This window comes from Streptomyces xantholiticus, from assembly GCF_014651015.1.
In the GTDB taxonomy this organism is placed as follows: domain Bacteria; phylum Actinomycetota; class Actinomycetes; order Streptomycetales; family Streptomycetaceae; genus Streptomyces; species Streptomyces xantholiticus.
Genome location: NZ_BMWB01000001.1, coordinates 184,176 through 199,968, shown reverse-complemented (window position 1 = coordinate 199,968; position 15,793 = coordinate 184,176). Strand labels below are relative to the sequence as shown.

The 15,793-nt window shown below is 69.1% G+C and carries 13 protein-coding genes; 7 read left to right on the top strand and 6 right to left on the bottom strand.

Annotated features, from left to right (window positions below):
- Positions 1-58 precede the first annotated feature (58 nt).
- From IE198_RS00935 to IE198_RS00915, 5 genes are all read right to left on the bottom strand, one after another.
- Complete coding sequence (locus IE198_RS00935) at positions 59-376, bottom strand: Rossmann-fold NAD(P)-binding domain-containing protein (protein WP_189881621.1); 318 nt, start codon at positions 374-376, stop codon at positions 59-61.
- Between the two features lie 233 nt (positions 377-609).
- The gene (locus IE198_RS00930) at positions 610-1,977 is read right to left on the bottom strand and encodes a flavin monoamine oxidase family protein (protein ID WP_189881619.1); all 1,368 of its coding nucleotides are present in this window, start codon (positions 1,975-1,977) and stop codon (positions 610-612) included.
- A gap of 7 nt (positions 1,978-1,984) precedes the next feature.
- Positions 1,985-2,365, bottom strand: a complete 381-nt coding sequence (locus IE198_RS00925; protein WP_189881616.1) for a hotdog fold domain-containing protein — start codon at positions 2,363-2,365, stop codon at positions 1,985-1,987.
- Positions 2,362-4,023, bottom strand: a complete 1,662-nt coding sequence (locus IE198_RS00920) for a flavin-containing monooxygenase (protein ID WP_189881614.1) — start codon at positions 4,021-4,023, stop codon at positions 2,362-2,364. Before IE198_RS00920 ends, IE198_RS00925 begins: the two co-directional genes overlap by 4 nt.
- A 118-nt stretch (positions 4,024-4,141) precedes the next feature.
- On the bottom strand, positions 4,142-5,125 hold the full coding sequence (locus tag IE198_RS00915; RefSeq protein WP_189881612.1) for an alpha/beta hydrolase: 984 nt from the start codon (positions 5,123-5,125) through the stop codon (positions 4,142-4,144).
- A gap of 168 nt (positions 5,126-5,293) precedes the next feature.
- Between IE198_RS00915 and IE198_RS00910 the strand changes: the two genes are divergently transcribed.
- From IE198_RS00910 to IE198_RS00885, 6 genes are all read left to right on the top strand, one after another.
- Positions 5,294-5,956: a hypothetical protein gene (locus tag IE198_RS00910; RefSeq protein WP_189881610.1), complete on the top strand. Its 663-nt coding sequence runs from the start codon at positions 5,294-5,296 to the stop codon at positions 5,954-5,956.
- Positions 5,949-7,322 (top strand): glutamine synthetase family protein, encoded by a 1,374-nt coding sequence (locus IE198_RS00905; RefSeq protein WP_189881608.1) that lies wholly within the window; start codon positions 5,949-5,951, stop codon positions 7,320-7,322. Before IE198_RS00910 ends, IE198_RS00905 begins: the two co-directional genes overlap by 8 nt.
- Positions 7,319-8,128 (top strand): gamma-glutamyl-gamma-aminobutyrate hydrolase family protein, encoded by an 810-nt coding sequence (locus IE198_RS00900; RefSeq protein WP_229833663.1) that lies wholly within the window; start codon positions 7,319-7,321, stop codon positions 8,126-8,128. The genes IE198_RS00905 and IE198_RS00900 overlap by 4 nt, the downstream gene beginning before the upstream one ends.
- Complete coding sequence (locus tag IE198_RS00895) at positions 8,125-10,533, top strand: AMP-binding protein (protein WP_189881606.1); 2,409 nt, start codon at positions 8,125-8,127, stop codon at positions 10,531-10,533. The genes IE198_RS00900 and IE198_RS00895 overlap by 4 nt, the downstream gene beginning before the upstream one ends.
- A gap of 69 nt (positions 10,534-10,602) precedes the next feature.
- Positions 10,603-11,700 carry a Zn-dependent alcohol dehydrogenase gene (locus IE198_RS00890; RefSeq protein ID WP_189881604.1) on the top strand — a complete coding sequence of 366 codons (1,098 nt, stop codon included), beginning with the start codon at positions 10,603-10,605 and terminating at the stop codon, positions 11,698-11,700.
- A gap of 28 nt (positions 11,701-11,728) precedes the next feature.
- Positions 11,729-13,192 carry an aldehyde dehydrogenase family protein gene (locus IE198_RS00885; protein ID WP_189881602.1) on the top strand — a complete coding sequence of 488 codons (1,464 nt, stop codon included), beginning with the start codon at positions 11,729-11,731 and terminating at the stop codon, positions 13,190-13,192.
- 71 nt (positions 13,193-13,263) lie between these two features.
- Here the strand turns inward: IE198_RS00885 and IE198_RS00880 are convergent, their stop codons facing one another.
- A complete protein-coding gene (locus IE198_RS00880) occupies positions 13,264-13,875 on the bottom strand; it encodes a TetR/AcrR family transcriptional regulator (protein WP_229833662.1) in 612 nt (203 codons plus the stop codon).
- Between the two features lie 369 nt (positions 13,876-14,244).
- Between IE198_RS00880 and IE198_RS00875 the strand changes: the two genes are divergently transcribed.
- Positions 14,245-15,714 (top strand): MFS transporter, encoded by a 1,470-nt coding sequence (locus IE198_RS00875; RefSeq protein WP_189881601.1) that lies wholly within the window; start codon positions 14,245-14,247, stop codon positions 15,712-15,714.
- Positions 15,715-15,793 lie beyond the last annotated feature (79 nt).

The following is a 15,793-nucleotide window of genomic DNA, read 5'->3' as shown; positions in this document are numbered from 1 at the left end:
CCCGCGGATGGATCGTGTGGTCCGCGCCTCGCCCCCCCAGCGCGGGCGTGCTCCTTCGTCATCGCGGTGGATCGACGAAGATGTCGTACTGGAGTTCCCCTGTTCCGTCGCACGGCGAGAGGTCGGTGACTCCGGCGTCGCGGAGTACCTCGACGTCGAGGAATGTGTTGCCGGTGCACTCGCTCGCGGGCCGCTCGAGGATCGTGACGGCGGCATCGGCCACGATCTCGGGTGAGCGTGACCTCTCGACCGCGGCGTCGCCGCCGAGGATGTTCTTCACCGCATCAGTGGCGATGTAGGTCTCGGGCCACAAGCAGTTGGCCGCCACACCGTGGTCGGCGTACTCCGCCGCCCAGCCAAGGGTCAGGATCGTCATGCCGTACTTGGCCATCGTGTACGCGGGGTGGGCGCCGAGCCAGGCGGGAGACAGGTTGAGGGGTGGGCTGAGCGAGAGGATGTGCGGGTTGGTCCCTTGCGCAGGTGGGGAGGGCCTTGCTGGGGAGCAGATACGTGCCGCGCAGTTGGATGTCGGCCATCAGGTCGAACCGCTTCATCGTCAGCGTGTCGGTGCCGTCGACGGCCAGCGCCGAAGCGTTGTTGACCACGATGTCAGCGCACCGGGCGGGACAGGCTCGCCAGAACCTGCTGCGCGGCCCGCTCGCCCGACGAGGCCGCGTCGGCGAGTGAGGGCATGTCGAGCTGATAGTCGCCGGCCAGGTGGACGGGGCCGAAGTGCCGGCGCAGCGTCGGCAGCGAGGCACGTCCGCCTGGCGCCCAGAACGGCACGACCCGGTGGTGACGTCGGACGATCCCCTCGTCGAGCTTCCCCTCGAGCTCGGGGTAGAGCGAGAGGAGGTCGGTGGTGAATCGGGTGAGGATCTCCTCGTCGGTGAGCTCGAACAGGCCGTCGGCCACCGCGCCGCCCGCGAAGCAGGCCAGCGCGCCGCCCGGCTTTCGTGGGTCGGGACCGCGCATGGCCGCGGCATGGTTGAACATCGCCTGGAACGACAGCTGCGGCGTCGACACAGCGATGTAGTCGTCCCACCGCTGAGGGCCCTCCTCGCGGGTGAAGTAGCCCACCACCACATACCGGCCGTAGTGAATGTCGTCGAACGCCGCCCGATAGCCGGGAGGGAGGCCGGGCATGATCTTCACAGCAACGTCGCTGGGAACGGCCACGATGGCGCGGCGGGCGCGTATCCGCGCCGGTCCGTTCTCGTCCTCGTAGTCCACGACGACGCCGTCGTCGGTCCACTCCACCGACGTCACCGGCGAGTTGAGCCGCAGCCGATCGCCGAGGTCGGCGGCCAGGATGTCGGTGAGGGTCTGGTTTCCTCCCGCCGGCAGGGAGAAGTTGGGAACCTTCGCCGGGTCCGTCAGGAGTATCCCCATCGAGATCACGAACTGGGTCGCCGCTGTCTCCTCCGGCTCGCACCCCATCCACTGCCCGGACCAGGACCGGACCATGGCCCGCGCGACGTCGGAGTGAATGCCGCGCAGCACGTACGACGCGGAGCGGGCATCGAGTGCCGCCCGGACCCGCTTCGCCAGGGAATTGTCGGGGTTCATCGCCAGGAACGGTACGGCCGCGATGATGCGAGCGCCGACGGCCGCCAGTCCGACCCGGTCCATGAAGTTCATCCGGGAGCGAAGCATCAGGCCGAACGGATTGGAGGTGTCGACCTGCTTTCCGTTGAGCGCGAGGGCCACCTTCTTGCCCGCCAGTGTCCCCATGGGGATCCGGTGGCGTTCGAGGGCTTCGATCAGGGTGCCGGTTCCCTCGGTGAACTGGGTTCCGAGGTTGATCCAGTAGTCGCCCTGGCGAACCGACTCCACGCGGCCCCCGGCCCGACCGGTGGCTTCGAGCACGACGACGTCCCGATCGGACAGGGTGGTCGCCGCCATCAACCCCGCTATGCCGGCACCGATCACGACGATCTCGCACGCCTCTTCGCGTACGTCGCTCGATGTGTTCATGGCTTCCTCAACTCCCGTTCCTGATTGCGCCGGCAGGGACGACACCCGTGCCTCGGGCGCGCGTGGCGACGATGGGCTCGGCGAGTACCTCTGCCCGGCCGGTCTCGTCCAAGGACCGGCAGATGACGCGCAGTTCGAACTCGACCGTTCGGCTCCGTCTGCCTTCGGCCGCGAGGCGCGCCTCGACTTCGACGACGTCTCCGCCGCGGACCGGAGCGAGGAACTCGACCGAGGAATATCCCGCGAACAGGCTCTCGTGGCCGTCGACGACGATCGCCAGGTGTGTTCCGGCGTCACCGAACAACTTCAGGCTGAACGCACCGTCGACGAGGTTGCCGGCGTAGTGGGCGTCGGAGTGGGCGACGTACCGCTGGTGGACGACCTTCATGCGATCTCCTCGTCGATGCGGCCGATCCCGGGGGCAACCGCCTCTCCGCCGATCCTGACGCCGGGATAGCCGCGCTTGGCGATCTCGGCACACATGCGGCGGTACTTGCCGACTCCGCCGACGTAGCCGAGGAAGGTGGTCGGCTTGCCGGTCACGTTGGAGCCGCGGTACCAGGAGTCGGTGGTGGCGTACAGCGTCTGGTCGACCGTGGCCTCGGTGATGTTCACCCAGTCGTCCTGGGCCTCTGGGGTGGCTTCGACGACGTCGCTGCCCTCTTCCTCGGCATGGGCGATCAGGTCGGCGATCCAGTCGACCGCCTGCTCGATCGTCACGACGACGTTGCTCGCCAGCGCGGGGGTCTGGGGGCCGGCGATCATGAAGAAGTTGGGGAATCCCGCGGTCATGACGCCCAGATAGGTGCGTACGCCGTCGCTCCACGCGTCCTGGAGCCTGCCTGCCTGAGGCGTCGTGACGTTGAGCGCGTACAGGGGTCCGGTGAAGGCGTCGAAACCGATCGCGAGAACGATGGCGTCGACGTCGTAGGACCCGCTCTCGGTGATGATGCTGCCGGAGGTCATGGTCGCGATCGGCTCGTCGCGCAGCGAGACGAGCGAGACGTTCGGACGGTTGAACGTCTCGTAGAAGTCGGTTCCGAAGCAGCTGCGCTTGGCACCCAGCGGGTGGAACCGGGGCTCGAGCAGGGACGCGGTGCGCGGATCGTGGACGATCTGACGGATCTTCTGACGCACGAACTCCGCCGCGGTCTCGTTGGCCTCCGGGTTGGTGAGGAGGTCGGCGAACTCCGCGCCGACGCCGAGGAACCCGCTGCGTTCGTATGCCCGCTCGTAGCGCTTCCGACGCTCCTCGTTGGAGACGTCGAAGGCGCAGTCGGTCACGGGACGGTCCGGGATTCCGCCGGGGGACTGCCGGCACTCCTCGCGGATGGCCGGGTACTTGCTCTTGATCTCGGCGACTGTCTCCGCGGGCAGTGGGGCGTTGCGGGCGGGGAAGACGTAGTTGGGGGTCCGCTGGAACACGGTCAGGTGCTCGGCCACCTCGGCGATGAGCGGGATGCACTGCACGCCCGACGATCCCGTGCCGATGACGGCGACGCGCTTGCCGGCGAGGTCGTCGAGCGAGATCGTCCAGCGGCTCGTCGACACCGTCAACCCGGTGAAGTTCTCCAGGCCGGGCACGTCGAAGTCCTTCGGCGTCGACAGTCCGCCCGAGCCTGCCAGGAGGTAGCGGCCACGGCGGGTGTCGCCGGAGTCGAGGGTCAGCTCCCACAGGTGCTCGTCCGGAAGCCAATGTGCCGCGACCACTTTGGTGTGGAACCGGAAGTGCCGACGAAGGTCGAAGCGGTCGGCGACGTGGTTGATGTAGCTCAGGATCTCCGCCTGCGGGGCGAAGCGCTCGCTCCAGGTCCACTCCTGCTGGAGTTCCTCGCTGAACGAGTACGAGTAGTAGATGCTCTCGACGTCACATCGGGCGCCGGGATACGTGTTCCAGAGCCAGGTACCGCCGACGTCGGGGGCGGCCTCGAACCCGGCGAACGTCCAGCCCTGCTCGGCCGCCTTGTAGGCGGCGTACAGGCCGGAGAACCCGGCGCCGATGCACAGGACATCGACGACCGGGGCGGTGGAGCAGGTGTCAGTCATGGTTTCTGCCTTCTCGTGGTCCAAGGGGCTGACAGACGGCACGGAGGTAGTCATTTGTCTAGGTCGAATGACCAAGAATGTAGCTACGGACGGTGACCTCGTCAATGCCCGGCGGCCGTCAAGAAGTCGATGTGGCGCGGCCGGCGGCGATGCCCCGCAGGTGCCGGACCACGTCGTCGATCGCCGCGTCGGTCCGGGCGAAGACGCCGACCTCGGTGAAAAAGCCGTGGAACACGCCGGAGTGGCGGATGGAGGCAGTGGGTACGCCGTCGTGTCGCAGGCGTTCGGCGTAGGCCTCGGCGTCGTCACGCAGAGGGTCGACCTCGGCGGTGAGGACCAGGGCCGGCGGCAGTCCACGCAGGGACGCCGCCTTCATCGGGGCCGCGTACTGGTCGACGCCGCCCTTGTGGGCGCCGATGTACTGCTCCCAGAGCCAACGCGCATCGGCCGCGGTGAGCAGGGGCGCGTCGGCGAACCGGGTCCAGGACGGCGTGGCGAACCGGTCGTCGACCGCGGGATAGACGAGGACCTGCGACACGGGGAGCGGGCGTCCGTGGTCCCGGAGGTGCAGGCAGACGGCGGCGGCGAGGTTGCCGCCCGCGGAGTCGCCGCCGACGGCGATCATGTCCGGGTCGATGCCCGAATCGAGGGCTGACTCGCGCAGCCAGGCCAGCGCGTCGAGCGCGTCCTCGAGGGCCGCCGGGTAGGGGTGCTCCGGGGCGAGCCGGTATTCCAGGGAGAGCACCGCCCATCCGGACCGAGCGGCGAGGGCGCGGCAGACCTCGTCCACTCCGTCGAGGGTTCCCAGAACGAATCCGCCGCCGTGGAGATACAGCAGCGCCGGCCGCAGGTCCTTCGTCCGCGAGCCGGGTGGGTGGTAGAGGCGTGCGCGCAGTGGTCCCGAACGGGTCGGGACGGTCACCGCCTCGACCCGGTCGAGGGGCGTCAGCGGGCGGTCGGACGGCGTGCTCGCCAGCAGCTCGCGCGCCGCCCGGGCTCCGAGCTCGCGGACGGGTGTGGTCAGCGCCTCGGTGATCGCCTGGGCGACGAGCAGCGCGTCGGCGTCGAGGCGCTCCCAGCTCGGAGGGACCGGCTTCGTCATGTGCGGGGCCTTTCGGCGAGGTGACAAGAAGGTGTTGACACGGTGTGAACCGTGCCCCACCATCCTAGTCACGCGTTTGAGTCACATGACTAAGAAACCGCGGATCGCTCAGAGACCGTGCGGCGCCCGTCCGTGTCGCGTGGCTCGAGAAGTCGAAAGGACCGAAGGATGGCCGAAACCATGACGGCCCCCACGTCGACCTCGGCGGGTGCCGCAGAGGTCGACGTCAGGATCGAGGACGACGCGAGTCCCCTCGTGCGATTGATCGGCCGCACGCTGCGTGACTCCGCCTGGACCGGGCATGCCCTCGCCACGTTGACCAGGTCCACCGGCACCGTGGCGATCCACTCCCACGACACGCCCCAGGCCGCGACGATCAGCTTCGGCGACGACGGCATCGACGTCTCCAGCGGCGTGCTGATCGAGCCGGACGCCGCCCTCACCGTCGACCTCAACGCGCGTTTCGCGCCGACGGCGGACCCCTCCGGTGACGCCGACCTCGCCGGGGGCGTCCTGCGGGCGCTCACGCCGCCGCTGCCCGAGTGGCGCGATGCCGCTCAGCGGTTCTGGGACGCGACCCGTTCCCTGCCGGGCATTCCCGACGTTCTGATCGCGGTCACCGAAGGACCCGAGGGCTTGGAGCAGGCCGTGCTCGGCGAGGGCCCCACGCACTACCTGATCGCCGGAGCTCCCGAGACGCTCGCCGGCGTGTTCTCCGGCGCCGACGACCTCTTCGCCGTCCTGTCCTCGGGTGCCCTGGGCATCCAGGGCACCCTGTCCCAGCTGTCGGTGATGACCGGCGCCTCCTGGAAGGTTCGTTTCGATGTCTGAGCTCAGCACCACCGCCACGAGCGCGCCGCTCCGCAACTCCGGCACGCGAGCCGTCCGGCTCGAGGCGACGAACCACGAGGGGTGTTTCCTCGGCAAGAACATCTCGCCCAAGAAGTTCGCCGCGGGCAAGGACGCGGGTTTCCCCTTCGCGGATCTTCTGTTCGGCCTCGACCTCGGCAACCTTCCCGCCCTCGGTTCCGCCTACCCCGCCTGGCGTGGCCACCTCGACGACGTCTATCTGCGTCCCGACATGTCGACCCTGGTCGAGTGGAAGCCGGGCCTGGACTCGGTCATCGGCGACTACTGGCTCAAGGACGGCACGCCGGTCCCGATCTGTCCGCGCAACCTCGTGCGGAAGATGGTCGAGCGTCTGGCAACGCACGGATTCACCGCGACCGTCGCGGTCGAGATCGAGGCGACCGTCTTCGAGGAGTCGATCCACGAGGCACGCGCCCGCGGCTACCGCGACCTGACTCCCCTGGGCGGCAACGCGGGTACGGCGTACCACCTGGCCAAGTCCAAGGACTGGACCGACTACATGAACGCCGTGGCCGACCGCCTCGACGAGGTCGGCATCGAGTGGGAGGCCTGGAGCGACGAGGACGCCGCCGGTCAGATCGAGCTCAACCTCGCACCGGGCGACCCGATCAGGGTCGGCGACGCCTGGGCGCGGACCCGCCAGATCATGCGCGAGGTCGCCTTCGAGCGCGGGCACAGCGTGACCTTCATGGCCAAGCCCACCGCCGGTTACGGCCAGGCGTCCCACATCAACCTCTCCCTCCAACACGACGGCGCCAACGCGTTCTACGCCGAGGACGGGCCGTCGGCCACGATGCTGCACGCCATCGGCGGGCTGCTGGCGACGATGGAGGGCAACACGTCGATCGTGCTGCCGCAGATCACGTCGTACCGGCGGCTGGTCGACCTCAGCGGGCCGCCGGTCACGATCAGCTGGGGCATCAGCAACAAGACCGCCGCGGTGCGCGCCGTCTGCGGACACCCCAAGTACTCCCGCCTCGAGTACCGCCTCCCGGGCGCGGACGCGAACCTCTACCTCGCGCTCGCGGGCGTGCTGGCCGGGGTCATCGCCGGTGTCGAGCGGAAGATCGACCCGCCCGAGCAGGTCACCGACATGGCGTGGTGCATGCCGCCGGGCCTGGGCATCGAGCGGATCCCGGACACCATCACGAAGGCCGCGGCCGCCCTGGAGGCCGACCTGATCCTGCGCGATCTCCTCGGCCCGGAGTTCGTCGACTACTGGATCGCGTCGCGCAAGTGGGAGTGGATGCAGTTCCACACCGCCGGCGGCGACCCGTTCGCCGACCTCTCGCAGTGGGAGTCGGTTCGCTACTTCGAACTGCCGTGAACGCGCGTGAGGAGGCCGTGGCGGTGCGCCCGCTGATCGGCATCACCGGGCGGCGGTACCGGCTTCACCTGCTCAGGGGAGCCGACGAGCGGTACGGCGACCGTTGCACCGACAGCTACATGTCGGACTTCGCGAGCCGGATCGCGCAGGCCGGCGGACTTCCGGTGCACCTGTCGTACGACACCGACGCGACGGACATCTGCTCGTGGCTGTCCGGTGTCGTGATCACCGGCGGACAGGACGTCCATCCGGCGTGCTGGGGCGGCGACACGGCAGTGGTCCGCGACATCGATCCACGGACGGATCCGATGGCCCACGACGTAGCTCGGGACGAGTACGAGATCGAGCTCGTCCGAGCCGCGCTGGAGCGGGGCATTCCCGTGCTGGGTGTGTGCCGCGGCATGCAGGTGCTCAACGTCGCCCTCGGCGGCACGCTCGTCGCCGATCTTCCGCCCGGCTCCGTCAGCCACCTGTCGGCAGAGGCCGCACCGACCGACGGCACCACTGATCACCTCGTCACCTTCGAGAAGGGCTCGATCGCCGCCGACCTGTTCGGCGAGCGCGCGATGACCAACTCCTGGCACCACCAGGCCGTCGACCGCTGCGGCACCGGCCTGGTCGTGACCGGACGGACGAGCGACGGCGTGATCGAGTCGGTGGAGCTCCCCGGCGCTCCGGTGCTCGGAGTCCAGTGGCACCCGGAGTGGATGAAGAGCGCGGACCCGGCGATGACGTGGATCGTCCAGGCCGCGGCGGAGCTGCTCGCGGCCCCCTGCGGTGAACAGACGCACAGGAGCTTGCGATGACGGAGAACGTGACGGCCGAGCAACGCGGTCGCACCCACCCCAGTCCCCCGCCGGTCGTGCAGCCCGGACAGATCGGCGAGGACCCCGCCGTCCCGACCCTGACCGAGCTTCTGTCACGGCGCGCACAGGATTCATCGGAACGGGAGTTCCTGCGCTTCGGCGAACAGTCATGGAGCTTCGCCGACATCGACGCATGGACCTCCAGGCTGGCACACCGGTTGATCGAGCTCGACGGCGTACAGCCGGGCGACCGTGTCGCGATCATGCTGCCGAACGTCGTGCACTGGCCCGTCGTGTGGCTCGCCGCCCTCAAGGCCGGAGCGGTCGCGGTGCCGATCAACTCCTCCTACCAGCGGGCCGACCTCGCCTTCGTCCTCCGGGACTCGGGTGCACGCGTCGCGTTCACCGACTCCGACCGGGCCAGGCTGATCGCCGACGTCCTGGCGACCGAGGACGGGCTCGCCGGCCTTCGTGTCGTCGACGTCGCTGACGACGGGGCCGATCCCTTCCCGCGGACAGCGCCGGCGGTGCCGGGCGACGCCGGGACACTGACGAACCTGCAGTACACCTCCGGCACGACCGGTTTCCCCAAGGCGTGCATGCTCACCCACGACTACTGGGTCCGGTTGGGCTGGATCTGTGCGGCGGCGACCGGACTCGACAGCGAGGACGTGCTTCTGACGGCGCAGCCGTTCTCCTACATGGACCCGCAGTGGAACACGGCGCTCGCCCTCACGATCGGGGCCCCGCTGGTCGTGCTGCCCCGGTTCTCCGCGTCGACGTTCATGGCGGACGTCCGCCGGCACCGCGCGACCTTCTTCTACGTCCTCGGGTCGATGCCCACGCTGTTGTTCAAGCAGCCGCCCACGCCCGAGGACCGCGACAACGACGTACGCCACGTGCTGTGTTCGGGCATCCCCGTCGGTCTTCACGCGCAACTGGAGGAGCGATGGGGTGCGCCGTGGCGGGAGATCTACGGGATGACCGAGTCCGGTGTCGACCTGTTCAGCCCGTTCGCCGACGCGGACGCCGTCGGGAGCGGGAGCCTGGGACGGCCGGTGCCGACCAAGCAGGTCCGCGTCGTCGACCCCGACGGCGTCGAGGTACCGGCCGGCGAACCCGGTGAGCTGGTCGTCTCGGGCAGGCCCATGATGAACGGCTACTGGAACCGCCCACAGGACACGGCCAGGGTCGTGCGCGACGGCTGGCTCCACACCGGTGACGTCGTCGTCCGACGGCCCGACCAGGGCGTCCAACTGGTCGGCAGGATCAAGGACATGGTGCGCCGCGGCGGCGAGAACGTCGCGAGCGTCGAGGTCGAGGCCGCCCTCGAGCGCGACGACGTGGTCGTAGCGGCCGCGGTCGTCGCCGAACCCGACGACACCCTCGGTGAGGAGGTCAAGGCCTTCGTCCAGCTGGCGGCCGGCGTGCCCGCCGATCGTGCGACGGCTGAGCAGATCGTCGAGCGGGCCGGCAAGGAGCTCGCTCGGTTCAAGGTGCCGCGGTACGTGGAGTTCGTCGCCGACTTTCCCCGCACGCCGTCCGAACGCATCTCCAAGGCGGCCCTCAAGGCCCGCGCCGTGGACGAGCCCGGCGTGACCTACGACCTCGGTGCACGACGGAACAAGACGGTGGCACGTGCCGCATCCGGCGGAGGATTCCTCGACGTCGACGTCATGCGGGGCGTTGCCGTGCTGACGCTCCGGCGTCCCGAGAAGCTCAACGCCATGGACGTTGCCACCCGGCTGCGGCTGGCGACGCTCATCCGCGAGTTCGGGACCGGCGAGAGCGTGCGCGGGATCGTGCTCACCGGCGAGGGGCGGGCCTTCTCCGCGGGTGAGGACCTCCAGAGCGCGCCGTCCACGGACGCTGAGGTCCGTGAGGCGTTCGAGAGCTTCCACGACATCACCCGGGCCATCCTGGAGACGCAGGTACCCGTGGTCGCGGCTGTCAATGGACTCGCGGTCGGGGGAGCCTCGGAGATCACCCTGTGCTGCGACGCTCGCATAGGAACCCGGGCGACGGAGTACTACCAGCCGGAGAACGGCCGGGGCATCACGATCTCGAACGCGTCCAGCGTGCTGCTGAGGCGCCTCATCGGGAGCCATGCGATGCGCATGGTGCTCGGATCGCCGCGGATCCGAGCCGAGGAGGCGCTGCGGATCCGGCTCCTGGACGAGATCGTCGAGCCCGACGCCCTGATCGGCCGGGCCCTCGACACCGTCATCGAGTGGACGCCCGAGGGCAACACGACGGCCCTCCACCTGGCTCTCCTGCGCCCTCAGGCAGAGGAGGTCGAAGCGGCCTTCGCCCGTGAGGACCTCGCTGCGAGGAAGGCGTGGGAGAGCGGAGTCCTCAGTGCGGGGATCAAGGGCTTCTTGTCCGCCAGGGGCACCGGCGCGTAAGCCTCGCCCTGAGCTCGCCATCACCTTCGACAGACCAGTGCCAGAGGAATCGACAGAGAGGACGTCGACATGATCGACACCCAGGCCGCGGTACTCACCGCGGTCGACGAGCCGCTCGAGCTGAGCGTCATTCGGGTGGACGACCCGGAGCCGCACGAGGTGCGGGTCGCGGTCACGAACGTGGGGCTGTGCCACAGCGACCTGCACTACATGACGGGGACGGTGCCGACCGGCCTGCCGGTCGTGGTCGGGCACGAGGTGGCGGGCGTGGTCGAGGCGGTCGGGGCGCAGGTGTCCGGCCTGCGTCCCGGGGACCGCGTGGTCGGCGCGCTGACTCCCTCCTGTGGCCTGTGCGGCAACTGCGAGGCGGGACGCTCGACCCAGTGCCGGCGTGTCGAGGAGGTACGCCGCCGTCCGCGGCCTGCGTTCCAGACCACGGACGGCCGGCCGATCGAGCGGCTCGGTGACATCGGGGCGTTCTCCCGGCACATCCTCATGCGTGAGAACGCTCTGGTGAAGCTCCCCGACGACGTACCGCTGCACGTCGGGTGCCTCTTGGCCTGCTGCGTCATCACCGGTGTCGGCGCCGTCTTCCGCGGCGCTCGGGTCAGGCCGGGCAGCACGGTGGCGGTCATCGGCTGTGGCGGCGTGGGATCGGCCATCATCCAGGGGGCCAGGCTCGCCGGCGCGTCGGCGATCGTCGCGATCGACCTGGACGACGCACGGCTCAAGGCCGCGCGCGGCTACGGCGCGACCCACGTCGTCAACGGCGCGGTCGGCGACGTCGTCGCGGAACTCCACCGCCAGTTGGGCGACGGAGTGGACTACTCCTTCGAGGCGGTCGGCTCGGCCCGCACCGCGGCGACGGCCGTGGCCCTGCTGCGCCCGACCGGTACCGCGTGCCTGGTCGGGATCGCGCCCGGAGGGACCGAACTCAGCATCCCGGCGTCGGACTTCTTCTTCGAGGAGAAGCGACTCATCGGCTCCTACATGGGCTCGGGCCAGGCACGGCAGGACATCCTCCAGCTCGCGGGCCTCTACCAGCAAGGACGCCTGCTGCTCGACGAGATGGTGACGCGGGTCATCCCGTTCGACGAGATCAACGAGGGCTTCGAGGCGATGAAGTCCGGTGACGTGACCCGCATCGTCCTCGACCTCCAGTCCTGACCGACGAGTGAACGCAGAGGTGAGCTCCATGGCGAGCAGCAAGATCACGATCCCCCAGCCGGTGAACTACATCGCCGACGACTGGAGCGAGTGCCCGACGGTCGACGGCGCCTGGAACGTCGATCCCAACACACGCGAGCCCGTACACCGCCTCGTCACGACAGCACCCGACGATCTCGACCGGGCGCTGCGGCACGCGGAGCGCGTGTACGACATCGGCCGCTGGGACGAGGACGCCCGGGGTGAGCGCGCCGACATGCTCGAACGCGTCGCCGGGATCATCGAGACCCGTATCGAGGACATCGCCCGCACGGACTCGCTGACCAGCGGCACACCCATCGGCGTCACGCGCAAGGTCGCGGCCTTCCTGCCCGCGAGGATCCGGGCATCGGCGTCGGACCTGGTGAACATCCCGCGCGTCGCCGCGCTGGAGGCCGACGGCCGCGACGTCCGCCTCTACAAGGTGCCGTGGGGACCGGCCGCGATCCTCACGCCGTGGAACGGTCCGAGCTTCATTCCCGCCGCCAAGATCGTCAGCGCGATGGCGGCGGGCTGCCCCCTCATCCTCAAGCCCTCGGAGCACGCGCCCGGCAGCGCGCAGATCATCGTCGAGTGCTTCGTCGAGGCGGGCCTGCCCAGTGGCGCGCTGCAACTGGTGCACGGCGGCGGCGACATCGGCGCCAGGCTGACTGCCGACTCGCGCATCAAGGTCGTCTCCTTCACCGGCGGGCCGGGGGCCGGCCGGGCCATCGCGCGGGCCGCCGCGGAGGACTTCAAGGTCTTGCAGCTGGAGCTCGGCGGCAACAATCCGGTGCTCGTGCTGGACGATGCCGACCTCGACGTCACCGCCGACGGCATCCTCGACGGCATGACCAAGCTCAACGGTCAGTGGTGTGAGGGGCCGGGCAAGATCCTCGCTCACCGCAGCCTGGTCGGCCCTCTTCTCGAGGCGTTGACCGAGCGGATCTCCAAGCTCGTCGTCGGTCACTCGCTCGACGAGGGCGTCGAGATAGGCCCGATTTCCAACGCGCCGCATTTCCAGACCCTCCAGAGCAGGATCGAGGGCCTGCGTGGCCTCGGGGCGAGCATCCACCGGCCCGCTCGGCTACCGGAGCTCGACGGCTTCTTCATGTCGCCGACGGTCGCCGCCGGCGCCGACCCCGCTCAGGCCACCGCCGAGCTGTTCGGTCCGGTCGTCTCCCTGCACGCCGTGGACTCCGACGAACAGGCGTTGCGCTTCGCCAACGCCCATCCCTCGGGCCTCGATGCCTACGTGTTCGGTGCCGACACCGACCGCGCGATCGACGTCGGCTCCCGCGTCATGGCCGGCGAGGTGCGAGTCAACGGCGCCAAGCTCGCCGACCTCGGTGAGGAGTCGGCTCAGAGCTTCTGGGGCCCGGCCGGCATCGGCGGCCACGGACCAGCGGAGTCGGTGCGCGTCTTCTGCGGCGACCGGGTCGTAGGCGTCGACTCGCCCGACCTGCCGTTGTGACAACCCCGCCCGACCCCGGACCCCCCGCCGTGCACACCCAGCACCGCGCCGCCGTCGCGTTCATGGGTCAATTACGGTGCTACGGGCGTAGATCCGAGCCGAACCGCGAGCCAACTGTCGAGTACTGAGACGGCGATATCCATCTGCTCCGTTGCGGCGGACCGATCCCCGTACGTGAACCAGTTCATGGCGAAACCGTCGGCCAAGGTGGCGATGACATAGGCGATCTGATCGATGGTTTCTGGTTCGACCGGGTGGTCCGAGGGTGCGCTGCGAAGCACAGCGCGCACCGTCTCAAGGGCTTGGTCGTACACCGCGATACCGCGGTCTCCGTGCTGACGCCGTGCCCAGCTGATGAGTTCCATCGTGGCCGCGGTGAAGCTGGCCGACTCGAGGTAGCACTCCATGACACCGCGTAGGAGTTGGCGAGCGGTGTCCCTCAGGTCGGAGTGCGGATCACTGTCTTTGACCACATCGCGGTACTTGCCGGCTACGAATTCGTAGACATCGGCGAAGAGGTCCTCCTTGGAGTCATAGCAGTAGTGCAGCATCGCCAGGTTCGCCTGAGCCTGCTCGGCGATCCGTCGGGTCGTTGCGCCGTCGATGCCGTAGGCCGCGATGACTTCCACAGCGGCGTTGATGAAGTCGCTACGCCGTTGGGCGACGGAGATCCGACGTGCCACGAAATCCTCCCGTTGTAAGGCATCCACACAGTTGGACGCTTGATTAAGTCACCGATCAGCCTAACAGTCGCGCCCGCGGCCGAACCGCAACTTCTTAGTCATACGTCTTGAACGGCTGACTAACCCTGCCTTAGCGTATGAGCCGGATCACCAGGCCGGCTCGGCGCCCTCCAGCGCGGCCCAGCCTTCTCGCAGGCACCGACCTGCCATGACGAAAAACCGAACTCGCGCGTCTCGCTCCCGACGCCATGGCAGACGCGCCGCGGTCGAGGTGATCACGCGAGACGGCCACAGCTTCGTCACCCCTGTGGGACACCGCCATCGGCGCCGGGCTCCCGGGCCACGTCTGATCAGAAACCGGAGAGAGCCATGACAGAGATCCACCAACCCGCCGCAATGGGCCGCAAGGCGCCTTCTCGCCGTGCGCCGAACAAGGGGGTGCTCATCGGCGTGGGCGCGCTGCTGGTCGTCCTGACCAACGCAGTCATCTTCGTCCTGCCGCCACTCCTGCCGATCATCCAGGCGCAGTACGGCCTCGCCACAGTGGCCGAGACCACCTGGCTCTACTCGGCGCTGACCCTCGGCGGGGGAGCGGGCTTCATCCTGTTGCCGCGCCTCGCCGATCTGTACGGCGACCGGAACGCCTCCGTGGCGGCGTCCGCGTTCCTCGCGGTCGGCGCGCTCATTCCGGCAGTCGGTGACTCGTATCCGACCCTTCTGGTCGGCTGCACTCTGCTGGGCTTCGGGGGCGCGGCACAGCTGCTTCCGCTCAGTTTCCTGCGGCGCAATCTCGCTGAGAGCGGCATCACGGTGGGGGTCGCGGTCCTCGTCATCGCCACCGGTGTGGGCATCGTCGTCGGCATGATCGGCGGCGGCTTCATCGTCGAGAACCTGTCGTTGCGGAGCTTCTTCATCATCCTCACCGCCGTGTGCGCGGCCACGACCGTCGCGTCGTACGCCACGATCCCCCACGCCCCGCCCGCCGAGCGCGCCGGCCGCATCGGAGTACTCGGCGCGGTGTGGATGATCGCTTGGGTCGCGGCGATTCTCCTGACTCTGACGCAGGGCCTCGTGTGGGGCAGCGCGGCACTCATTCCGCTGGTGGTCGGCATCGTCGGTGGCATCGCCTGGGTGCGCGTCGAGCGCAGGTCCTCCTCGGCGGTGTTCGACGTCGCCATGATGAAGGCTCCTCTGGTCACCGCTTCGTGCTTGTGCATCGCATTGTTCGCAGCGGTGAACTCAGCCTTCCTGCTCCTGGCCAGCACGTACGCCCAGATCATTCCTGCGGCTCTTCGGCCGGCGGACGCCTACGGCCTCGGGCTCAGCGCTCTGGAGACCGGCTGGCTCATGGTGCCCTTCGCGGCGGCGTTCCTGGTCCGCGGTGCCGTGCTCGACCGTGCTCTGTTCAACGGCCGTGGTGTGCCCGTCTTCGTCATCGGGGCGCTCATCAGCGCAGCGGGGCTGGCCTGGCTCGCCGTGGCCCACGACCAGAAGTGGCAGTACCTCGTGGGCGCTGCCGTCATGGGTCTCGGCTGCAGAATCGGCTACGCGGCCGGCTTCACCATGGTGCAGATGGCAGTGCCCGAGGAGAAGGCCGGAATGGCAGCCGGTATCGCCGGCACGTCCATGGCCGTGGGTTTCGCCTTCGGCACGGCACTGGTCAGCGGCGACCTCAGCGCCTCCCTCGTTCCCGTGCCCGGAACCGGTCTCGAGGTCGCTGCAAAGGGCCTCTACGGCATCGGCTACTGGCTCTCCGGAGTCCTCGCCCTGCTCGTCGTGGTGACCGTGCTGATCTCACGCGCTCGGTCCGGTCGGCGCGTCGCAGGCGCATCGGTCTGAATCAGTTGTGCCTTGCGCTGGGACAACCCGCCGCGGCGGGTGCAGCGCCCGACCCGAACTCGCCGCCTTCAACACAGAG